Here is a 21,063-nt window from a genome sequence, read left to right as displayed (position 1 = left end):
CGGGATGCTGAAAGACCAGGATCGTATCTTTACCAATCTCTACGGGATGCATGACCGCAGCCTGAAGGGGGCCATGGCGCGGGGCCATTGGGACGGAACTGCGAAAATCCTCCAGAACGGGCGCGACTGGATCGTGAACCAGATGAAGGCGAGCGGGCTGCGCGGGCGCGGCGGCGCGGGCTTTCCCACCGGCCTCAAATGGTCCTTCATGCCGAAAGAAAGCGACGGGCGCCCCGCCTATCTGGTGGTCAACGCGGACGAGAGCGAGCCGGGCACCTGCAAAGACCGCGAGATCATGCGCCACGATCCGCATACGCTGGTCGAGGGGTGTCTGATCGCCAGTTTCGCCATGAATGCCCATGCCTGCTATATCTACATTCGCGGCGAATACATCCGCGAGAAAGAGGCGCTTCAGGCGGCCATCGACGAGGCCTACGAGGCGGGGCTCATCGGCAGGAACGCCTGCAAGTCGGGCTGGGATTTCGACCTCTACCTGCATCACGGCGCGGGCGCTTATATCTGTGGCGAGGAAACCGCCCTGCTGGAAAGCCTTGAGGGCAAAAAAGGCATGCCGCGCATGAAGCCGCCCTTCCCGGCGGGGGCGGGGCTTTATGGTTGCCCCACCACGGTGAACAATGTCGAGAGCATCGCCGTGGTGCCCACCATCCTGCGGCGCGGGCCGGAATGGTTTTCGGGCTTTGGCCGCCCCAACAACGCGGGCACCAAGCTTTTTGCCATCTCGGGCCATGTCAACACGCCTTGCGTGGTCGAGGAGGCCATGTCGATCCCCTTCGAGGAACTCATCGAGAAACATTGTGGCGGGATCCGCGGCGGCTGGGACAATCTGCTGGCGGTGATCCCGGGCGGGTCGTCCGTGCCCTGCGTGCGCGGAGAGAACATGCGCGACGCGATCATGGATTTCGACTATCTGCAAAAGGATCTGCGCTCGGGCCTCGGCACGGCGGCGGTGATCGTGATGGACCGCAGCACCGATATCGTCAAGGCAATCTGGCGGCTGTCGAAATTCTACAAGCACGAGTCGTGCGGGCAATGCACGCCCTGCCGCGAGGGCACCGGCTGGATGATGCGGGTGATGGAGCGGCTGGTGCGCGGCGAGGCCGAGATCGAGGAAATCGACATGCTGTTCGACGTGTCCAAGCAGGTCGAGGGGCACACGATCTGCGCGCTTGGCGATGCGGCGGCCTGGCCCATTCAGGGCCTCATCCGCAATTTCCGCGACGAGATCGAGGACCGTATCCGCGCGCAGAAGGCCGGGCGCATCAGCGCGGTGGCCGCAGAGTGAGCGGGGCAGGCGCATATCGGCGGGCGGGGCTGATCCTGCTTTGTGCGGTGCTTGTGGCGGGATGCGCCAAGCGCGAGGAGCGTGTGCTGTTCGACGGGAATTATTATCCGGCGAAGGCGCGCGCCGAGCGCAGCGACCGGCGTGTCTTCACCGCGTCGGTGGGCCGGGCCGGGCGTGGTGTCGAAGGCGCGCGCAAGGCGGCGGTGCATGAGGCCACGCGCCATTGCATCGCGAATTTCGGCACCTCTGCCATCGAATGGAAAGGGGCGCGCGAGGGGCAGGAGGGGCCTGTTTATACCCGTTCGGGGGATCGCGTGTCGGTGTCGGGGACCTGCGTCATATGGCGTTGACCTTTGTCATATCAGGGGTTTGGTTTGCCTGTTATTGCATGACAGGCCGCTGCCTTCCCATCTGCGACGCAGGTGGGCGGGCCGCGTTGGCCGCGCTCCGGTTTGACGGGAAAGGAGCCATGTCATGCGTGTGATTCTGGGGGCAATTCTGGGGTTCGGGCTGGCGGTGCCGGGGGCAAGTGCGGCCTCTCTGGCGCAGGAGACGGACATCAATCAGCGGCTGATGGAAATGTCTGTGGCCGACGAGATCCGCAAGCGGTGCGACAGCATTTCGGCGCGCATGTTTCGCGGTCTGGGTCTCATGAACGAGTTGAAGGCCGAGGCGGTGGCGCGCGGCTATTCGGAGGCCGAGATCGAGGCCTACGTGAAGGATCGCGAAGAGAAACGGAAGATGCGCGCGCGCGCCGATGCCTATATCCGGGCGCGCGGCGCGGAACCGAATGACGGGCCGAGCCTCTGTGTGCTTGGCCGGGACGAAATCGAGAAGCAAAGCCGGATCGGCGCGCTTCTCAGGGCAAGGTGAGACGGGATGGCGGACCTACGCAAGATCATCATCGACGGGCAGGAAATCGAGGTCGAGGCGGCGATGACGCTGATTCAGGCCTGTGAACAGGTTGGCGTCGAGGTCCCGCGCTTTTGCTATCACGAGCGCCTGTCGATCGCGGGCAACTGCCGGATGTGTCTGGTCGAGGTCCAGCCCGGCCCGCCGAAACCGGCGGCAAGCTGTGCCATGCAGGTGCGCGACATGCGCCCCTTTCCCGATGGCAGCCCGCCGCAGGTGAAAACCAATTCTCCCATGGTCAAGAAGGCGCGCGAGGGGGTGATGGAGTTTTTGCTCATCAACCACCCGCTTGACTGCCCGATCTGCGATCAGGGCGGCGAATGCGATCTTCAGGATCAGGCCATGGCCTATGGCGTGGATTTCAGCCGCTACCGCGAGCCCAAGCGCGCGACCGAGGATCTGGACCTTGGCCCGCTGGTGGAAACCCATATGACGCGCTGCATCTCCTGCACCCGCTGCGTGCGCTTTACCACCGAGGTGGCGGGGCTGCATGTCATGGGTCAGACCGGGCGCGGCGAGGATGCGGAAATCACCTCCTATCTGGGTGAGACGCTCAACAGCAATCTTCAGGGCAATATCATTGATCTGTGCCCCGTGGGTGCGCTGGTCTCCAAACCCTATGCCTTTACGGCGCGGCCGTGGGAGTTGACCAAGACCGAGACCATCGACGTGATGGACGCGCTCGGCTCCAATATCCGCGTCGATTGCAAGGGCCGCGAGGTTATGCGCATCCTGCCGCGCAACCATGACGGCGTGAACGAGGAATGGATTTCCGACAAGACCCGCTTTGTCTGGGACGGGCTGCGGCGGCAGCGGCTCGACAAGCCCTATATCCGCGAGAACGGGCGTTTGCGCCCCGCTGGCTGGCCCGAGGCGCTGGCGGCTGCGGCGGGCGCAATCAAGGGTGCGTCGAAACTGGCCGGTCTGGTCGGCGATCTGGCCCCGGTCGAGGCGGCCTATGCGCTCAAGCTGCTGATCGAGGGGCAGGGCGGCGTGGTGGAGTGCCGCACCGACGGCGCGGCGCTGCCTGCGGGCAACCGCTCGGCCTATGTCGGCACCGCGCTGATCGAGGATATCGACCACGCGAAACACATCACCCTGATCGGCACCGATCCGGGCACCGAGGCGCCGGTTCTGGGGGCGCGCATCCGCAAGGCCTGGCTCAAGGGGGCGGAGATCGTGCATGTGGGCCAGCCGGCCGATCTGACCTTCGGGGCCGAGCAACTGGGCGCGCGCAACAAGTTTCTGGCGCGCCTTCTCAACGAGGCGACCCCGCGCGAGGGCGCGCTGGTGATCGTGGGGCAGGGCGCGCTGCGCGGCGAGAACGGTGCCGGCGTGTTGAGCCTTGCCATGCAGGTGGCCGAAAAGCAGGGTGCCGGCCTTCTGGTGCTGCATACGGCGGCGGGCCGCGTCGGCGCGATGGATGTGGATGCCACCTGCGAGGGCGGTGTCGCGGCGGCGCTCGAGGGCGCCGATGTGGTCTACAACCTTGGCGCCGACGAGATCGAGATCGCGCCGGGGGCTTTTGTGATCTATCAGGGAAGCCACGGCGACCGGGGCGCGCATCGCGCCGACGTGATCCTGCCGGGCGCGGCCTGGACCGAGGAACAGGGCCTCTTCGTGAATACCGAAGGGCGCCCGCAACTGGCGCTGCGCGCGGGCTTCGCCCCCGGCGAGGCCAAGGAGAACTGGGCGATCCTGCGCGCGCTCTCGGGTGAGACGGGCGCGGTGCTGCCCTTTGACAGCCTTGCGCAATTGCGTCAGGGCCTGGTCAAGGCGGTGCCGCATCTGGCGCGGATCGACGAGGTGCCGGAAAACGACTGGCAGCCCTTGCCCGCGACCGAGATCGGCGCGGGGCAGGTCGGGGCCGCCATCGGCGATTTCTATCTGACCAACCCGATTGCGCGCGCCAGCGAGCTGATGGCCGAGTTGAGCGCGCTCGCCCGTGCGCGCAGGCCAGAGCCGGTAGCGGCGGAGTGAAGATGGCCGCGCCCCTGATACCCGCGCTCGCGCTCGGCCTGACGGGCGGGCTTGCGGGGTGCGCCGAGCCGGACGGCGCGGCTGTCATGCCCGATTTTAGGCCCGATTACCGGGGCGTGGAGACGCGGCTTCTGGATGGTGATCTGGTGAATTTTCACGTCACCATGCGGGGCGCGCGCGATGCCTCGGACGTGGAGGCCTATGCCGAGTGCGCCGCGGCGCAATACACGCTGATCCGCGGCTATGGATTTGCCCGCCATGTGCGCACACAGGTGTCGCAAGAGGGTGGTAACTGGCAGGGCGATGCGGTTTATACGATCTCCGAGTCGCTGCCTCGGGGGCTGATGACACTCGACGCCGAAGTCGTCGCCGCGAATTGCGCGGAAAACGGAATACCGATGGTATGAGGACCGGGAGCAAATGGCTGAATTCTTGACAACCCCGTTCGGGACCTTCGTTCTGATCCTCGCGCAATGCCTGGCGATTGTCGGCTTCGTGATGATTTCGCTGCTGTTCCTTGTCTATGGCGACCGCAAGATCTGGGCCGCCGTGCAGATGCGGCGCGGGCCCAATGTGGTGGGCGCTTTTGGGTTGCTGCAATCGGTGGCCGACGCGCTGAAATACGTGGTCAAGGAGGTGGTGATCCCGGCGGGGGCAGACCGGCCGGTGTTCCTGCTGGCGCCGATGACGTCCTTTGTGCTGGCGATCCTGGCCTGGGCGGTGATCCCGATGAACGAGGGATGGGTGCTGTCGGATATCAACGTGGCCGTGCTTTTCGTCTTTGCCGTCTCCTCGCTCGAGGTTTACGGCGTGATCATGGGCGGATGGGCGTCGAACTCCAAATATCCGTTCCTCGGCTCGCTCCGGTCTGCGGCGCAGATGATTTCCTACGAGGTGTCGATCGGCCTCATCATCATCGGCGTCATCATCTCCACCGGCTCGCTCAATTTCAGCGCCATCGTGGCGGCGCAGGACACCGCCTACGGGTTCTTCGGCTGGTATTGGCTGCCGCATCTGCCGATGGTGTTCCTGTTCTTCATCAGCGCCCTGGCCGAAACCAACCGCCCGCCCTTTGACCTTCCCGAGGCGGAATCGGAACTGGTGGCGGGCTATCAGGTGGAATATTCCTCGACGCCGTTTCTTTTGTTCATGGCGGGCGAATATATCGCGATTTTCTTGATGTGCGCGCTCATCTCGCTTCTGTTCTTCGGCGGGTGGCTCTCGCCCGTTCCGGGCCTGCCCGACGGGGTGCTGTGGATGGTCGGCAAGATGGCGTTCTTCTTCTTCCTCTTCGCCATGGTCAAGGCGATCACCCCGCGCTACCGCTACGATCAACTCATGCGGATCGGCTGGAAGGTGTTCCTGCCCATGTCGCTGGCCTGGGTGGTGATCGTGGCGTTTCTTGCGAAATTCGAGGTTCTCGGCGGGTTCTGGGCCCGCTGGGCGATAGGAGGCTGAGCCATGACGCAGATGGATTACGGACGCGCGGCGGGGTATTTCCTGCTCAAGGATTTCTACGTCGGCTTCAAGCTGGGGCTGAAATACTTTTTCGCGCCCAAGGCGACGCTGAACTATCCGCATGAAAAGGGACCGCTTAGCCCCCGCTTTCGCGGCGAGCACGCGCTGCGCCGTTATCCCAACGGCGAAGAACGCTGCATCGCCTGCAAGCTCTGCGAGGCCATTTGCCCCGCGCAGGCCATCACCATCGACGCCGAGCCGCGCGACGACGGCAGCAGGCGGACCACGCGCTACGACATCGACATGACGAAATGCATCTATTGCGGCTTCTGTCAGGAGGCCTGCCCCGTGGATGCCATCGTCGAGGGGCCGAATTTCGAGTTTGCCACCGAAACGCGCGAAGAGCTTTTCTATGACAAGGCGCGGCTTCTGGAGAACGGCGACCGCTGGGAGGCCGAGATTGCCCGCAACCTCGAAATGGATGCACCCTACCGATGAGCGATCCAACCAACCCATTCGAGATGATGATGCGTCAGGCCCAGGAAATGGCCAAGGCGATGAACCCCGCGCTCGAGAGCTTTTCGCCCAAGGGGTTCGAGAAGCTGTGGCCGACCATGCCAAAGGAATTCATGGAGATGAGTTTCGGCAAGGGCGTCAACAAGAACGGGCTTGACGCCAAGACGCGGCTTTTGATCACGCTGGCGGGGCTGACGATGCTGGGCGCGCAGAGCGATACGCAGATCCGCCTGACCGTGCGCCACGCGCTTGAGGCCGGTGCCACCAAGGACGAGATTGCCGAGACCATCGCGCAGATGGCGATGTTTGCCGGCATCCCCTCGATGACCCGCGCGATGGATTTCGCGCGCGAGGTCATGGACGAGGCAGGCGAGAAAGGATCGGAAAAATGACCATAGCGGCGATGTCCTTCTATCTTTTCGCGGCGGCCCTTCTGGTGGGCGGGCTTTTCACGGTGGTGAGCCGCAACCCGGTCCATTCCGTGCTCTGGCTGATCCTGTCCTTCATCAGCGCGGCGGGGCTTTTCGTGCTCTTGGGGGCCGAGTTCGTGGCGATGCTCCTGATCATCGTCTACGTGGGCGCGGTCGCCGTGCTGTTCCTCTTCGTGGTGATGATGCTCGACGTGGATTTCGCCGAGTTGAAGGCCGAGATGGCGAAATACATGCCGCTCGCGCTGCTGATCGGGGTGATCCTGCTCATGCAGTTCGGCATCGCCTTCGGCAATTGGCAGATGGCCGAGGGGGCCGAGGCGGCGCGCCGCGCGGTGACGCCCGAGGGGGTGGAGAACACCGCCGCTCTGGGGCTGCTGCTCTATGATCAATACTTCATCCTCTTTCAGCTTGCCGGGCTCATCCTTCTGGTGGCGATGATCGGGGCGATCGTGCTGACGCTGCGCCACCGCGAGGGGGTCAAGCGGCAGGATGTGCTGGCGCAGATGTATCGCGATCCGGCCAAGGCGATGGAGTTGCGCGATGTGAAGCCGGGGCAGGGGCTCTGAACGGCGCGGGGATGCGGCGCGTCGGCGCGCGCCCCAGGACAAAGACGACAATCGGGCACGGCCCGGAGGGACAGACATGATCGGACTTGAACATTATCTGACGGTGGCCGCCGCGCTGTTCGTCATCGGGATCTTCGGGCTTTTCCTGAACCGCAAGAACGTCATCGTGCTCTTGATGTCGATCGAGCTGATGCTTCTGTCGGTCAATATCAACCTCGTCGCCTTTTCCGCCCATCTGGGGGATCTGGTGGGGCAGGTGTTCACTCTCTTCGTGCTGACCGTTGCCGCCGCCGAGGCCGCCATCGGCCTTGCGATCCTTGTCTGTTTCTTCCGCAACCGCGGCACCATCGCCGTGGAAGACGTCAACGTGATGAAAGGCTGATCCCGATGATCTACAAGATAATCCTCTTCGCGCCACTCATCGGGGCGATCATCGCGGGCTTCGGCTGGCGCGTCATCGGTGACAAGGGCGCGCAATGGCTGACCACGGGGCTTCTGTTTCTGGCCGCGGTGCTGAGCTGGGTCGTGTTCCTGCAAGGCGCGCATGAGGCGCAGGCGGTGCATATCCTTGATTGGGTGCAGTCGGGCACGCTCGATGCCGCGTGGTCGATCCGGGTGGACCGGCTGACGACGATCATGCTGATCGTGGTGAACACGGTTTCGGCGCTCGTGCATCTCTATTCCATTGGCTACATGGCGCATGACGAGAATTTCCGCGAGAACGAGAGCTATCGGCCGCGCTTCTTTGCCTATCTCTCGTTCTTCACCTTCGCCATGCTGATGCTGGTGACCTCCGACAACCTGGTGCAGATGTTCTTTGGCTGGGAAGGGGTGGGCGTCGCCTCCTACCTACTGATCGGTTTTTATTACCGCAAGCCAAGCGCGAATGCCGCCGCGATCAAGGCCTTCGTGGTCAACCGGGTGGGGGATTTCGGTTTCGCGCTTGGGATCATGGCGCTTTATTTCCTGACCGACTCGGTGCGGTTCGACGATATCTTTGCCGCAGCGCCCATGCTGGCCGAGACGCAGTTGACCTTCCTCTGGACCGAGTGGAACGCGGCCAACCTGATTGCGGTGCTGCTGTTCATCGGCGCGATGGGGAAATCGGCGCAGCTTTTCCTGCACACATGGCTGCCCGACGCGATGGAAGGCCCGACGCCCGTGTCGGCGCTCATTCACGCGGCCACGATGGTGACGGCGGGCGTGTTTCTTGTATGCCGCATGTCGCCGCTGATGGAATACGCGCCGGAGGCGATGACATTCGTTGTGTTCCTCGGGGCCTCGACCGCGTTTTTCGCCGCGACCGTGGGACTTGTGCAGAACGACATCAAGCGCGTGATCGCCTATTCGACCTGCTCGCAGCTTGGCTATATGTTCGTGGCCGCAGGCGTGGGCGTATATTCGGTGGCGATGTTCCACCTTTTCACCCACGCCTTCTTCAAGGCGATGCTGTTTCTGGGCGCCGGGTCGGTCATCCATGGGATGCATCACGAGCAGGACATGCGCAACTATGGCGGCTTGCGCCGCAAGATGCCCTATACGTTCTGGGCGATGATGATCGGCACGCTGGCCATCACCGGCGTCGGTATCCCGCTCACCCATATCGGCTTTGCCGGGTTCCTCTCGAAGGATGCGGTGATCGAGAGTGCATGGGCCGGAACGGCGGGCGGCTATGCGTTCTGGATGCTGGTCATCGCGGCGCTCTTCACCTCTTTCTATAGCTGGCGCCTGATGTTCCTGACCTTCTTCGGCACGCCGCGCGGCGACAAGCATACCCATGAACACGCGCACGAAAGCCCTACCGTGATGCTGGTGCCGCTTGGCGTGCTGGCGCTTGGCGCGGTGTTCGCGGGCATGATCTGGTATGGCAGCTTTTTCGGCAGCCATGAGCAGGTGAACCGATTCTTCGGGATTGCAGCCCATGCCGAGGCGAACGACACCCATGGCGAGGCCGCGCCGGTGGCGCATGGCGTGGCACCCGAGGGGGCGATCTTCATGCATCCCGACAACCACGTTCTGGACGACGCCCATCACGCGCCGACATGGGTCAAGGTGAGCCCCTTTGTCGCCATGCTGATCGGCCTCATCACCGCGCTCTGGTTCTATGTCTGGGATCCGGCGATGCCGCGCCGCGTGGCCGAAACCAACCGCCCGCTTTATCTGTTCCTGCTCAACAAGTGGTATTTCGACGAGATCTATGACTTTCTCTTCGTTCGCCCGGCCAAGGCGCTGGGGCACTTGCTGTGGAAGCGCGGCGACGGGGACGTGATCGACGGCTCGCTCAACGGGGTGGCGATGGGGCTGATCCCGCGCCTTACCCGCCTCGCGGGGCGCGCGCAGTCGGGCTATATCTTCACCTATGCCTTTGCCATGGTGCTCGGCATCGTCGCGCTCGTGACCTGGATGACCATCTTCGGGGGGGCCAACTGATGGACAACCTTCTTTCCATCGTAACATTCATCCCGGCCATCGCGGCGGCGATCCTTGCCGTGTTCCTGCGCGGCGAGGATGCAGCGGCGCAGACCAACGCGAAATGGGTGGCGCTGATTGCAACGGTGCTGACCTTCCTTGTCTCGCTCTTCATCCTGTTCGGGTTTGATGCGTCGAATACCGGCTTTCAGTTCGTGGAAGAGCGCGAATGGCTTTTGGGCCTGAAATACAAGATGGGCGTGGACGGGATCAGCGTGCTCTTCGTGATGCTGACCACCTTCATGATGCCGCTGACCATCGCCGCGTCCTGGGGCGTGACGACCCGCGTCAAGGAATACATGATCGCCTTTCTGCTGCTTGAGACGCTGATGCTGGGCGTGTTCATGGCGCTCGATCTGGTGCTTTTCTACCTCTTCTTCGAGGCGGGGCTCATTCCGATGTTCCTCATCATCGGGATCTGGGGCGGCAAGGCGCGGATCTATGCGGCGTTCAAGTTCTTTCTCTACACCTTTCTTGGCTCGGTGCTGATGCTGGTGGCGATGGTGGCGATGTTCGCCGAGGCGGGCACGACCGATATCCCGACGCTCCTGCGGCACGAATTCGCCTCCGACAGTTTCCCGGTTCTGGGGATACATCTCGTGGGCGGGATGCAGACGCTCATGTTCCTGGCGTTCTTTGCCAGCTTTGCGGTCAAGATGCCGATGTGGCCGGTGCATACCTGGCTGCCGGATGCGCACGTTCAGGCCCCCACGGCCGGTTCGGTGGTGCTGGCGGCGATCCTCTTGAAGATGGGCGGCTACGGCTTCCTGCGCTTTTCGCTGCCGATGTTCCCGGTGGGCGCGGAGGTGCTGACGCCGTTCATCCTGTGGATTTCGGCGATTGCCATTGTCTATACCTCGCTCGTGGCGCTGGCGCAGGAGGACATGAAAAAGCTCATCGCCTACAGTTCCGTCGCGCATATGGGCTATGTCACGATGGGGATTTTCGCGGCCAACCAGCAGGGGCTCGATGGCGCGATCTTCCAGATGATCAGCCACGGTTTCATCTCGGGGGCGCTCTTTCTCTGCGTCGGCGTGATCTATGACCGGATGCACACCCGCGAGATCGATGCCTATGGCGGCCTCGTGAACCGGATGCCGGCCTATGCGCTCATTTTCATGTTCTTCACCATGGCCAATGTGGGCCTGCCGGGCACATCCGGCTTCATCGGCGAGTTTCTGACGCTGGTGGGCGTGTTTCAGGTCAACACCTGGGTCGCGGCGGTGGCCACCACGGGCGTGATCCTCTCGGCGGCCTATGCGCTCTGGCTCTACCGCCGGGTGGTGATGGGCGATCTCATCAAGGAGAGCCTCAAGACCATCACCGACATGAGCCGCCGCGAGCGCGCGATCTTTGCGCCGCTGGTGGTGATGACGCTGCTTCTGGGCGTCTATCCGCGGCTTGTCACCGATATCACCGGCCCCTCTGTCGAGGCGCTGATTTCCAATGTCGAGCTTGCCCAATCCGTCGCGCGTGCCGCGACGGCGGTGGCGCAGGTTGCGCACTGATCCCCGGAGGCCCTGATCCATGCAGGCTGATCTGAACGTAATCCTTCCGGAAATCCTGCTGTCTGTCTATGCGATGGCAGCGCTTCTGGGGGCGGTCTATACCGGTAAGGACCGACTTGCGCCGCTGCTCGTCTGGGTGACGGCGGCACTGATGGTGCTGCTGGCGATCTGGATCGGGATGAGCGGCGCGGGCACGCGCACGGCCTTCGGCGGCATGATCAACGATGACGGGTTCGCGCGCTTTGCCAAGGTGGTGATCCTGTTGTCGGCGGCGGCGGTGCTGGTGCTGGGACAGGACTACATGGAGCGCCGCGGCATCCTGCGGTTCGAATATCCCATCCTCATCGCGCTCTCGGTCGTGGGCATGATGGTGATGGTGAGCGCGGGCGATCTGATGGCGCTCTATATGGGGCTCGAGCTGCAATCGCTGGCGCTTTACGTGGTCGCGTCGCTGCGGCGCGACAATCTGAAATCGACCGAGGCGGGTCTCAAGTATTTCGTGCTCGGCGCGCTGTCCTCCGGCCTGCTGCTCTTTGGCGCCTCATTGGTCTATGGCTTTGCCGGCACCACGCTTTTCTCGGGCATCATCGCTGCGGCCGACGGGCAGACCCCGCTTGGCCTGCTGATCGGGCTTGTTCTGGTCATTTCGGGGCTGGCCTTCAAGATCTCGGCGGTGCCGTTCCACATGTGGACCCCCGATGTCTACGAGGGCGCGCCGACACCGATCACCGCGTTTTTCGCCACCGCGCCCAAGATGGCGGCCTTGGGCCTGTTTGCGCGCGTGGTGCATGACGCCTTTGGCGGCGTCGTCGCGGACTGGCAGCAGGTGCTGGCGGCGCTCAGCCTTCTGTCGATGTTCCTCGGCGCGGTTGCGGCCATTGGACAGACCAATATCAAGCGGCTGATGGCCTATTCCTCGATCGCGCATATGGGCTATGCGCTTATGGGGCTGGCCTCGGGCACCGTCTTTGGCGTGCAGGCGATGCTGGTTTATGCGGCGATCTACGTGACGATGAATGTGGGCACGTTCGCCTTCATCCTGTCGATGGAACGCGACGGGCAGCCCGTGACCGATATCCGCAGCCTCAATCTCTACTCGAAGGCCGAGCCGGGCCGCGCGCTGGCCATGCTGATCCTGCTCTTCAGCCTTGCCGGCGTGCCGCCGCTTCTGGGATTTTTCGGCAAGCTCTACGTGCTGCGCGCGGCCTATGAGGCGGGGCTTGTCTGGCTGGCCGTGGCGGGCGTGGTGGCAAGCGTCATCGGCGCGTTCTACTATCTTCGCATCGTCTATTACATGTATTTCGGCGAGGAGGGATCGACGCTGGAAACCGGTCGCTCACTGGTGCAATGGGCCTTCCTGATGGGATCGGCGGCGGTGATGCTGTTGGGCATCGTCAACATGTTCGGCGTCGAGACCATGGCGCAGGCGGCGGCGGCGAGCCTTGTCCGCTGAGGCCTGCGCCTGCTGCGGGGCGGGGATGCCTCCGGCGGGAGTATTTGGGGAACGATGAAACCGGGGGCGCGCAGCGATTGGCCCGAGGGCTATGGGCGGCGGGTGCTGGCGCGGGTGGACAGCACCAATGCCGAGGCCGCGCGGATTGCGTCGCAACTGGCGGGGCCGGAATGGATCCTGGCGCTGGAGCAGAGCGCCGCGCGGGGGCGGCGCGGCAGGGCCTGGGCGAACCCGCCCGGCAATTTCGCGGCAACACTGGTGATGCGCCCGTCGGAGACGCCCGACCGCGTGGCATTGCGGTCTTTCGTGGCGTCGCTGGCGCTCCATGAGGCGGTGGTGGCGGCGACGGGACGGGCGGCGGGGCTGGCGCTCAAATGGCCCAATGACGTGCTTCTGAATGGCGGCAAGCTGGCGGGGATATTGCTTGAGAGCGCGGGCGCGGGGGCACATCTCAGCCATTTCGCCATCGGCATCGGCGTGAACCTCGTGGCCGCACCGGATGCGGCAGAGGTGGAGGCGGGGGCGCTGCGGCCGGTCTCGCTTTTGTCCGAAACCGGGGTGGCGATCGGTCCGGAGGCGTTTCTCGACCTGCTCGCCCCTGCCTATGCGCGGCTCGAGGCGCAGTTCGTCACGTATGGCTTCGAGCCGCTGCGCCGGGCCTGGCTCGACCGGGCGGCGCGTCTCGGTCAGGTGATCACCGCGCGCACCGCCCGCGAGACGCATGAGGGCCGGTTCGAGACGGTGGACGCGGCGGGCAACCTGGTGCTGGCGACGGCACGGGGCCGCGTGTCCATCGCCGCGGCCGAGGTGTTTTTCTGATAACGGGGGGCGGGACATGCTTCTGGCGATCGACTGCGGCAATACCAATACGGTGTTCTCGATCTGGGACGGGACGCGGTTCCTGTGCACGCTGCGCACCTCGACCGAGCATCAGCGCACGGCGGATCAGTATTTCGTCTGGTTCTCGACGCTGATTCAGCATCACGGCATCCGCGCCGAGATCACCGAGATGATCATTTCCTCGACCGTGCCGCGCGTGGTGTTCAATCTGCGGGTTCTGGCGGATCGCTATTTCAACTGCCGCCCGCTCGTGGTGGGCAAGCCCGAATGCCGCCTGCCCGTCGATGTGCGGGTGGATGCGGGCACGCAGGTGGGGCCGGACCGGCTGGTCAACACGGTGGCGGGATTCGATCTGCATGGCGGGGATCTGATCATCGTGGATTTCGGCACCGCCACCACCTTTGACGTGGTCGATACCGACGGGGCCTATATCGGCGGCGTGATCGCGCCGGGGGTGAACCTGTCCTTGCAGGCCCTGCACGAGGCGGCGGCGGCCTTGCCGCATGTGGATGTGACCAAGCCCGAGCGCGTGATCGGCACCAATACCGTCGCCTGCATGCAATCGGGCGTATTCTGGGGTTATGTCGGGCTGATCAATGGGATATGTGAGCGGATAAAGGCCGAGCGCGGACGCGCCATGACGGTCATCGCAACCGGGGGGCTGGCCCCGCTCTTCCAGCAAGGCACGGACCTGTTCGACAGGTTCGAGGATGAACTGACGATGCACGGGCTGACCGTGATCAACGCATATAACAAGGAGGGCTGACGCCCCATGAGCAGCGAACGATTGATCTACCTGCCCCTCGGCGGGGCGGGTGAAGTGGGTATGAATGCCTATGTCTACGGCTATGGCAAACCCGGCAAGGAGCGGCTGATCCTTGTCGATCTGGGCGTGACCTTCCCGGATATGGACGGCTCTCCGGGGGTGGATCTGATCCTTCCGGATATTGCATGGCTGGAGGAGCGCAAGGACCGGCTGGAGGCGGTGTTCGTCACCCATGCGCATGAGGATCACATCGGCGCGGTCGCGCATTACCACGACCGGCTGGGGGCACCCGTTTACGCGCGCGCCTTCACCGCCAATATCGCGCGCCGCAAGATGAAGGAGCATGGCCATCCCGAGCAGGCCGTGCAAACCGCAAGCGTCTGGCCCGGGACGGTGGCGGCGGGGCCGTTCACCGTGGGTTTCGTGCCGATCTCGCATTCCATTCCCGAGGCATCCGGGCTGGTCATCGACACGCCCGGCGGGCGCATCGTGCACACGGGCGATTTCAAGATCGACACCAACCCCGGCGTGGGTGAGCCGTTCGACCGCGATCTCTGGGCCTCGATCGGGGCGGCGGGGGTCAAGGTTCTGGCTTGCGATTCGACCAATGTCTTCAGCCATCACGAGGGCCGCTCCGAGAGCAGCGTGGCGCAGCCGATCACCGATCTGGTTGCCGCCAGCCGGGGCATGGTCGTGGCCACCACATTCGCCAGCAACGTCGCGCGCGTGCGCACGCTGGCCGAGGCGGGCGTGCGGGCCGGGCGGTCCGTCTGCCTGATGGGGCGGGCGATGCAGCGCATGGTGGAAGCCGCGCGCGAGACCGGCGTTCTGCCGGATTTCCCGCAGACCGTGACACCGGAGGAGGCGGGCAACATCCCGCGCGAGAGCCTCATGCTGATCGTCACCGGCTCTCAGGGCGAGCGGCGCGCGGCAAGCGCACAACTGGCCAATGGCAAGTACAACGGGATCACCATGAAGGAGGGCGATACGTTCCTCTTTTCCTCCAAGACCATTCCGGGCAACGAGCGCGGCGTGATCCGCATCATCAACCAGTTTTCCGAACAGGGTGTCGACGTGATCGAGGGCGATGACCGCTATCACGTCTCGGGACATGCCAACTGGCCCGATCTTGACGCGATGCACAAGCTCCTGAAGCCGCAAATGCTCATCCCCATGCATGGCGAGCACCGGCATCTGCGCGAGCATGTCAAGCTGGCGCGCGCGAACCGGATCGAGGGCATTCTGGCCGTCAACGGCATGATGATCGACCTCAGCGGCAACGCGCCCAAGGTTGCTGAATATGTCGAGACGGGACGGACCTATCTGGATGGCTCGGTGACGTTCGGCGCGCTTGACGGTGTCGTGCGCGACCGGATCCGCATGGCGCTCAACGGGCATGTGATGATCAATGTCATTCTCGACGAGGAAAATGCGCCGCTCGGCGATCCATGGGTCGAGACGATGGGGCTTGCCGGCACCGGGCGCAGCCGCGCGCCGCTGCCAGATGTTCTGGAAGAAGAGCTTGCGCAGTTCATGGAGCGCGCGGGAGACAAGGTGCTGCGCGACGATGGCAAGCTCGAGGAAGGGCTGCGCCGGGTGGCGCGGCAGAGCGCGCAGACCGAGATCGGCAAGCGGCCCGAGGTGACGGTGGTCATCAGCCGCCTGACCGACTGAGGCCGGGGCGATGCGGATCGCCTGTGTCATGGCCGGGGGGCGGGGGGATATGGACCTGCTGCTGCACGGTTTCGCCATGCGCGCCATCGCGCGCGGGCGACGGCTATGCGGGACGGTGCAGGTCAATTCCGATTGCGGCGAGGGGCGTCCCTGCGACATGGATGTGCAGGTGCTGCCCGACGGGCCGGTGATACGCATCTCGCAAAGCCTCGGCCCCGGCGCGCGGGGCTGTCGGCTTGACCCGGAGGCGCTCGAACAGGCAGTGGCGGAAGCCGAGGCGCGGTTGAGCGCGGGGGCCGATCTGGTCATCGTCAACAAGTTCGGCAAGCACGAGGCCGACGGGCGCGGGTTTCGCGCCCTCATCGCCGAGGCGGTGGCGCTTGGCGTGCCGGTGCTGGTGGGGGTCAACGCGCTCAACGCGCCACGGCTGGCCGAGTTCGTCGGCGGTGAGGTCACACGGCTTGATCCCACCCCCGAGGCGCTCGACGCCTGGCTGGGGTGATCCGCGCCTCAGGTGAATTGCTCACGCAACAGCCGCTCTTCCAGCCCGTGGCCGGGATCGAACAGGATCCGGTGCGCAATGCCGGTCTCGGAGCGGATTTCCACCCAGAGCACGCTTTCGATCCAGCGGCTGTCGGCATCGGCCATGACCGGGCGCTTGTGCGGCTCGATCACGTCAAAGCGCACCGTCGCCGTCTTGGGCAGGAGCGCGCCGCGCCAGCGGCGGGGACGGAACGCGGCGACGGCGGTCAACGCCAGCACATCCGCGCCAATGGGCAGGATCGGGCCGTGGGCCGAGTAGTTATAGGCGGTGGAGCCTGCGGGCGTCGAGACCAGCGCGCCGTCGCAGATCAGTTCTTCCAGCCGCAGCCGCCCGTCGATGCTGATGCGCAGCTTGGCCGCCTGCGGCCCCGCGCGCAGAAGCGAGACCTCGTTGATGGCCAGCGCCTCGTGGATCGTGCCGTCGCCCGCCTCGGCGCGCATCGCAAGCGGGTTGATCACCTCTTCCTCGGCGCGTGACAGCCGCTCGGGCAGGTCGGTCTCGGAATAGTCGTTCATCAAAAAGCCGACCGTGCCGCGATTCATCCCGTAAACCGGCACGTCAAGGGCCTGTGTGCGGTGCAGCGTGGCCAGCATGAAGCCATCCCCGCCAAGCGCCACGATCACATCCGCCTGCGGCTCGGACACGGAGCCGTAGCGCCCCACAAGGGCCGCGCGCGCGGTCTGTGCCGTGGGCGCCTCGCTGGCGACAAAGGCGATTTTCTGCGTCATGGGCTGTTCCCGGCCTGTCCTGCCCAAGTCCAAGCACAATTCGCGCGCCAAGGCCAGAGATGCCGGTCAGGCGGGGGGATGCGTCGCTTTACAATCTTTCCTTGAGGGCATGTTTGGGCTAGGTGCTTCGCGAGTTGCATCTTCTGGCGGAGGACATGCCATGCCCCATGACGGAAACCGGCCCGTGGCCGATATCGGCTTTTTCACCGAGGCACTCGCCACGCGCGACCCCGAGATCGCCCGCGCGATCGGTCTGGAGCTTGGCCGCCAGCGCGACGAGATCGAATTGATCGCGTCGGAGAACATCGTCAGCGCCGCCGTGATGGAGGCGCAGGGCTCGGTGATGACCAACAAATATGCCGAAGGGTATCCGGGGCGGCGTTACTATGGCGGCTGTCAGTTCGTCGACATCGCCGAAAACCTTGCCATCGAGCGGGCGTGCCAGCTCTTCGGTTGCGGTTTTGCCAATGTGCAGCCCAATTCCGGATCTCAGGCCAATCAGGGCGTGTTCACGGCACTTCTGCAACCGGGCGACACCATCCTCGGCATGAGCCTCGATGCGGGCGGGCATCTGACGCACGGGGCCGCGCCCAACCAGTCGGGCAAATGGTTCAACGCGGTGCAATACGGTGTGCGGCGCGAGGATAACCTCATCGACTACGATCAGGTGCAGGCCCTCGCCACCGAACATCAGCCGAAGCTGATCATCGCCGGTGGCTCGGCCATCCCGCGCCGGATCGACTTTGCGAAGATGCGCGAGATTGCCGATAGCGTGGGTGCCTGGCTGCATGTGGACATGGCGCATTTCGCGGGGCTCGTCGCGGCCGGCGAGCATCCCAGCCCCTTCCCCCACGCGCACGTGGCCACCACCACCACGCACAAGACGCTGCGCGGCCCGCGCGGCGGCATGATCCTCACGAATGACGAAGGCTTGGCCAAGAAGTTCAATTCGGCCATTTTCCCCGGCATCCAGGGCGGCCCGCTGATGCATGTCATCGCGGGCAAGGCCGTGGCCTTTGGCGAGGCGCTGCGCCCGGAATTCAAGGATTACATCAAGGCCGTGATCGCCAATGCGCAGGCGCTGTCGGATCAACTGATCAAGGGCGGGCTCGATACGATCACGCATGGCACCGACACCCATGTGGTGCTCGTGGATCTGCGGCCCAAGGGCGTCAAGGGCAATGCCACCGAAAAGGCATTGGGCCGCGCGCATATCACCTGCAACAAGAACGGCGTGCCGTTCGACCCTGAGAAACCCACCGTGACCAGCGGCATTCGTCTCGGCTCTCCGGCGGGCACGACGCGCGGCTTCGGTGAGGCCGAATTCCGCCAGATCGCCGACTGGATCATCGAGGTGGTCGATGGTCTGGCCGCCAATGGCGAGGATGGCAACGGTGCCGTCGAGGAGAAGGTCAAGGCCGAGGTGGCCGCGCTCTGCACGCGCTTCCCGCTTTATCCAGGCCTCTGAAAAGCGCGCGCGCGGGCGGGATCAGTCCGGAAACCGCCAGCGCGCCCGTCGCGGCACCCGCACGGCGAGCATCGGCTTGAGCAGGGCCGCGCGAAAGCGGTCGAGGTCGAGCGCCTCGTGCACGCCCACGCTTTCCTCGCCGTCGATCACGGTGCGCACAGCCGAGCGGCAGTAGAACGGCGCATCCAGCATCGGTTTCACCTGCCGTGGCGTATGGCCCGGATCGGAGCGGGTCTCGCGCGCCACGGCCCAGAGGCTGCGGGCCATGCGCGCCTTGGGGGGCAGGGGGATGGTGTCGGCGCGGCCCTCCGCGTCAAAATGCACGCCCAATTCAAACGTGCTGCCGTCGCGGCGCGTGGCGTCGTAAAAGCAGGTGCTGCCGCCCGCGCGCGGGAACCGGCCCCAGGTCCAGCGGCTGAAGTCCGCTTCGAGCGCGCGGGTGCCGAAATTGGCGTCGAAATAGCCATGCCCGCGCCATTGCCAGCCGGGAGCCTCGAGATCGACCTCGATATCCGAGGTGGGCGCAAAAGGCCGCCAGACATGCGCCCCGTCATCCGTCAGCGCCACCTCCACGCCGCTGAGCGCTGCGGGCGTGACCACCACCCGCCCGCGCACGCGGCTCACCATCGGCGGCGCGCCCCACTCATTGATCTCGACGATCAGCCGCCCGTCCTGCCAGCGCATCGACGAGGGCCCGACCGTCAGGCAATCGGCGCTCTGGCGCAGCGCGCTTTCGCCCCGGTCGGTCATGGTGAACCGCCCGCCGGGGCCGTAGGTGGCGACGTTGATGCAGCAATGATTGGCCGGGTTGCGCCGCCCCGACCAGGCATACCAGGGCGAGAACACCGACCCGATGAAGCCTATGACCGAGATCGCGCGCGTGCCATCCTCGCTGATCCCGTCGAGATACCACCAGGCGTATCCGTCGGGCGGGACGTCGAGGTTGAAATTCGGTCGCGCATGATCGCCTCGGCCGCGTGCCGACCGGAGAGGGCCGCCATCGGCACCCCCGCCCCCGGATGCGTGCCGCCCCCGGCCAGGTAAAGCCCCCGAATTCCCGTCCGCGCCGTGGGACGCCGCAGGGCCGCCAGCGCCCCGTGCGGGCTCTGCCCGTAAAGCGCACCGTTCGAGGCCGGGAAGAGCGCCGCAAAGCCCGCCGGGGTGGTCAGCGCCGCGCGCGTCGGCTCCGGCGAGAAGGTCAGGCCGAAGCGGGCCAGCGTTGCGAAACATCTCGGATGGCATGGGGCGGTCTCCTCGGGGGGGGCGTCATCGGGGTGCGCGGGCGCATTGGCGATGATCTCGAGACGCTCGGGATCGGGCGGGGTGGCCCCCAGCCCGCGATCCATGGCGCAGACATAAAGCGTGGGATCCGGCACCGTCTCGCCGCGCATGAGGGCAGCGAATTCCGGTGCCGGATCGGCGCGAAAGAACACATTGTGATGCGCAAGGTCCGGGCCAAGGGGGCGCGCGGCGAAGGCCCAGACCTCGGCCGAGAGGCTGCGCGGCGCGCGGCGCGTGACGGAGGCGACCGAGGCGCAATCGGGGCCGAGCGCGCCGGTAGAGAGCGCGCGAGGATCGCCGTTGAAGACGACGCGGGCGCAAGCGATGTGGCGGCCATCGGCCAGGATCACGGCGTGCACCGCGCCGCCCGTGGCCTCGATCCGGGCGACATGCGCGCGCGTCTCAATCACCGCGCCCTTGCGGCGGGCAAGTGCGGCCAGCGCCTCGGCCAGCCGGTGCATGCCCCCCTCGACCGCCCAGACCCCGCCTGCCTCGGCGCGCCATATCAGCGCCAGAAGCGCGGGCACGCCGTCGGGCGTGCCGCCGACATAGGTGGCGTAGCGCCCGAACAACTGGGCAAGGCGGGGATCATCAAAGCTCTCGCGCAAAAGCTCCGCCAGAGATTTGAGCGGGGCCATCTGGCGCATCAGATTGGGGCGCGCGGCGACATGGGCGACAAGGCGCATCAGGCGCGGCGCGGCAGCCCGCATCATCGGCGCGTCGAACCCGTCAAAGAGCGCGCGGGCGCGGGCGTCAAAGGCACGGAACTGCTCGGCGGCGCGCGCCCCGGCGAAATCGGCAATGGCCTGCGCGTTGCGGCGGCTATCGTCGTAAAGGTCGAGCCGGCTGCCATCAGGCCAGAAATGCCGCGCCAGAAGCGGCTGGCGCACAAGGCGGATATGATCCTCGAGCCGCTCGCCGCAATCGGCAAAGAGCGCGTCGAACACGCCCCGCAGCGTGAGCACCGTCGGCCCCGCCGCCACCGGACCGGCGGGCGAGGGCAGGGCGCGCATCTTGCCGCCCACATGGTCGTGACGTTCCAGCAGGGTGACGGCATGGCCCGCATGGGCCAGCCGCGCGGCAGCGACAAGCCCCGCGACCCCCGCCCCGATGATCACTGTCTGATCCTGCGCCCCGGCTGTCATGGGAGGATTGTTGACTCTGCA

21 protein-coding genes are annotated in these 21,063 nt (G+C 65.2%); 18 read left to right on the top strand and 3 right to left on the bottom strand.

Annotation, left to right across the window (positions count from 1 at the left end):
• Window positions 1-4 precede the first annotated feature (4 nt).
• From nuoF to ACSSV8_RS03315, 17 genes are all read left to right on the top strand, one after another.
• Entirely contained in the window at window positions 5-1,303 is a 1,299-nt protein-coding gene (nuoF, locus tag ACSSV8_RS03395; protein WP_354537232.1) for an NADH-quinone oxidoreductase subunit NuoF, read from the top strand.
• Window positions 1,300-1,653 (top strand): hypothetical protein, encoded by a 354-nt coding sequence (locus ACSSV8_RS03390; protein WP_454281497.1) that lies wholly within the window; start codon window positions 1,300-1,302, stop codon window positions 1,651-1,653. The genes nuoF and ACSSV8_RS03390 overlap by 4 nt, the downstream gene beginning before the upstream one ends.
• A gap of 124 nt (window positions 1,654-1,777) precedes the next feature.
• Window positions 1,778-2,176 carry a DUF5333 domain-containing protein gene (locus tag ACSSV8_RS03385; protein WP_354537230.1) on the top strand — a complete coding sequence of 133 codons (399 nt, stop codon included), beginning with the start codon at window positions 1,778-1,780 and terminating at the stop codon, window positions 2,174-2,176.
• A gap of 6 nt (window positions 2,177-2,182) precedes the next feature.
• Window positions 2,183-4,195 carry an NADH-quinone oxidoreductase subunit NuoG gene (nuoG, locus tag ACSSV8_RS03380; RefSeq protein ID WP_454281496.1) on the top strand — a complete coding sequence of 671 codons (2,013 nt, stop codon included), beginning with the start codon at window positions 2,183-2,185 and terminating at the stop codon, window positions 4,193-4,195.
• A 2-nt stretch (window positions 4,196-4,197) separates the two neighbouring features.
• On the top strand, window positions 4,198-4,602 hold the full coding sequence (locus ACSSV8_RS03375; protein ID WP_454281495.1) for a hypothetical protein: 405 nt from the start codon (window positions 4,198-4,200) through the stop codon (window positions 4,600-4,602).
• Between the two features lie 13 nt (window positions 4,603-4,615).
• Entirely contained in the window at window positions 4,616-5,653 is a 1,038-nt protein-coding gene (nuoH, locus tag ACSSV8_RS03370; protein ID WP_354537227.1) for an NADH-quinone oxidoreductase subunit NuoH, read from the top strand.
• 3 nt (window positions 5,654-5,656) lie between these two features.
• Window positions 5,657-6,151 (top strand): NADH-quinone oxidoreductase subunit NuoI, encoded by a 495-nt coding sequence (gene nuoI / locus ACSSV8_RS03365; RefSeq protein ID WP_354537226.1) that lies wholly within the window; start codon window positions 5,657-5,659, stop codon window positions 6,149-6,151.
• Window positions 6,148-6,561: a carboxymuconolactone decarboxylase family protein gene (locus ACSSV8_RS03360; RefSeq protein WP_354537225.1), complete on the top strand. Its 414-nt coding sequence runs from the start codon at window positions 6,148-6,150 to the stop codon at window positions 6,559-6,561. The genes nuoI and ACSSV8_RS03360 overlap by 4 nt, the downstream gene beginning before the upstream one ends.
• A complete protein-coding gene (locus ACSSV8_RS03355; protein WP_454281494.1) occupies window positions 6,558-7,166 on the top strand; it encodes an NADH-quinone oxidoreductase subunit J in 609 nt (202 codons plus the stop codon). The genes ACSSV8_RS03360 and ACSSV8_RS03355 overlap by 4 nt, the downstream gene beginning before the upstream one ends.
• A gap of 76 nt (window positions 7,167-7,242) precedes the next feature.
• A complete protein-coding gene (gene nuoK, locus ACSSV8_RS03350; RefSeq protein WP_354537223.1) occupies window positions 7,243-7,548 on the top strand; it encodes an NADH-quinone oxidoreductase subunit NuoK in 306 nt (101 codons plus the stop codon).
• 5 nt (window positions 7,549-7,553) lie between these two features.
• On the top strand, window positions 7,554-9,596 hold the full coding sequence (gene nuoL, locus ACSSV8_RS03345) for an NADH-quinone oxidoreductase subunit L (protein ID WP_454281493.1): 2,043 nt from the start codon (window positions 7,554-7,556) through the stop codon (window positions 9,594-9,596).
• Complete coding sequence (locus ACSSV8_RS03340) at window positions 9,596-11,143, top strand: NADH-quinone oxidoreductase subunit M (RefSeq protein ID WP_454281492.1); 1,548 nt, start codon at window positions 9,596-9,598, stop codon at window positions 11,141-11,143. Before nuoL ends, ACSSV8_RS03340 begins: the two co-directional genes overlap by 1 nt.
• Window positions 11,144-11,162: 19 nt before the next feature.
• Window positions 11,163-12,596 carry an NADH-quinone oxidoreductase subunit NuoN gene (nuoN, locus tag ACSSV8_RS03335; RefSeq protein WP_454281491.1) on the top strand — a complete coding sequence of 478 codons (1,434 nt, stop codon included), beginning with the start codon at window positions 11,163-11,165 and terminating at the stop codon, window positions 12,594-12,596.
• Between the two features lie 54 nt (window positions 12,597-12,650).
• Window positions 12,651-13,415: a biotin--[acetyl-CoA-carboxylase] ligase gene (locus ACSSV8_RS03330; RefSeq protein WP_454281490.1), complete on the top strand. Its 765-nt coding sequence runs from the start codon at window positions 12,651-12,653 to the stop codon at window positions 13,413-13,415.
• 16 nt (window positions 13,416-13,431) lie between these two features.
• Window positions 13,432-14,202 (top strand): type III pantothenate kinase, encoded by a 771-nt coding sequence (locus ACSSV8_RS03325; RefSeq protein ID WP_454281489.1) that lies wholly within the window; start codon window positions 13,432-13,434, stop codon window positions 14,200-14,202.
• A 6-nt stretch (window positions 14,203-14,208) separates the two neighbouring features.
• A complete protein-coding gene (locus tag ACSSV8_RS03320) occupies window positions 14,209-15,876 on the top strand; it encodes a ribonuclease J (protein WP_454281488.1) in 1,668 nt (555 codons plus the stop codon).
• A 10-nt stretch (window positions 15,877-15,886) separates the two neighbouring features.
• Entirely contained in the window at window positions 15,887-16,378 is a 492-nt protein-coding gene (locus tag ACSSV8_RS03315) for a DUF2478 domain-containing protein (protein ID WP_354537217.1), read from the top strand.
• Window positions 16,379-16,386: 8 nt separating this feature from the next.
• On the opposite strand, the gene ACSSV8_RS03310 is transcribed toward ACSSV8_RS03315, so the two are convergent.
• Entirely contained in the window at window positions 16,387-17,148 is a 762-nt protein-coding gene (locus ACSSV8_RS03310; RefSeq protein WP_354537216.1) for an NAD kinase, read from the bottom strand.
• A gap of 160 nt (window positions 17,149-17,308) precedes the next feature.
• On the opposite strand from ACSSV8_RS03310, the gene glyA reads away from it, so the two are divergent.
• Entirely contained in the window at window positions 17,309-18,616 is a 1,308-nt protein-coding gene (gene glyA, locus ACSSV8_RS03305) for a serine hydroxymethyltransferase (protein ID WP_454281487.1), read from the top strand.
• A gap of 21 nt (window positions 18,617-18,637) precedes the next feature.
• On the opposite strand, the gene crtC is transcribed toward glyA, so the two are convergent.
• Window positions 18,638-19,513 (bottom strand): carotenoid 1,2-hydratase, encoded by an 876-nt coding sequence (crtC, locus tag ACSSV8_RS03300; RefSeq protein WP_454281516.1) that lies wholly within the window; start codon window positions 19,511-19,513, stop codon window positions 18,638-18,640.
• Window positions 19,477-21,042: a 1-hydroxycarotenoid 3,4-desaturase CrtD gene (crtD, locus tag ACSSV8_RS03295; RefSeq protein ID WP_454281486.1), complete on the bottom strand. Its 1,566-nt coding sequence runs from the start codon at window positions 21,040-21,042 to the stop codon at window positions 19,477-19,479. The genes crtC and crtD overlap by 37 nt, the downstream gene beginning before the upstream one ends.
• Window positions 21,043-21,063 lie beyond the last annotated feature (21 nt).

This window comes from Roseovarius sp. MBR-79 (genome assembly GCF_053628555.1).
This window is presented reverse-complemented; position numbering and strand designations above follow the sequence as displayed.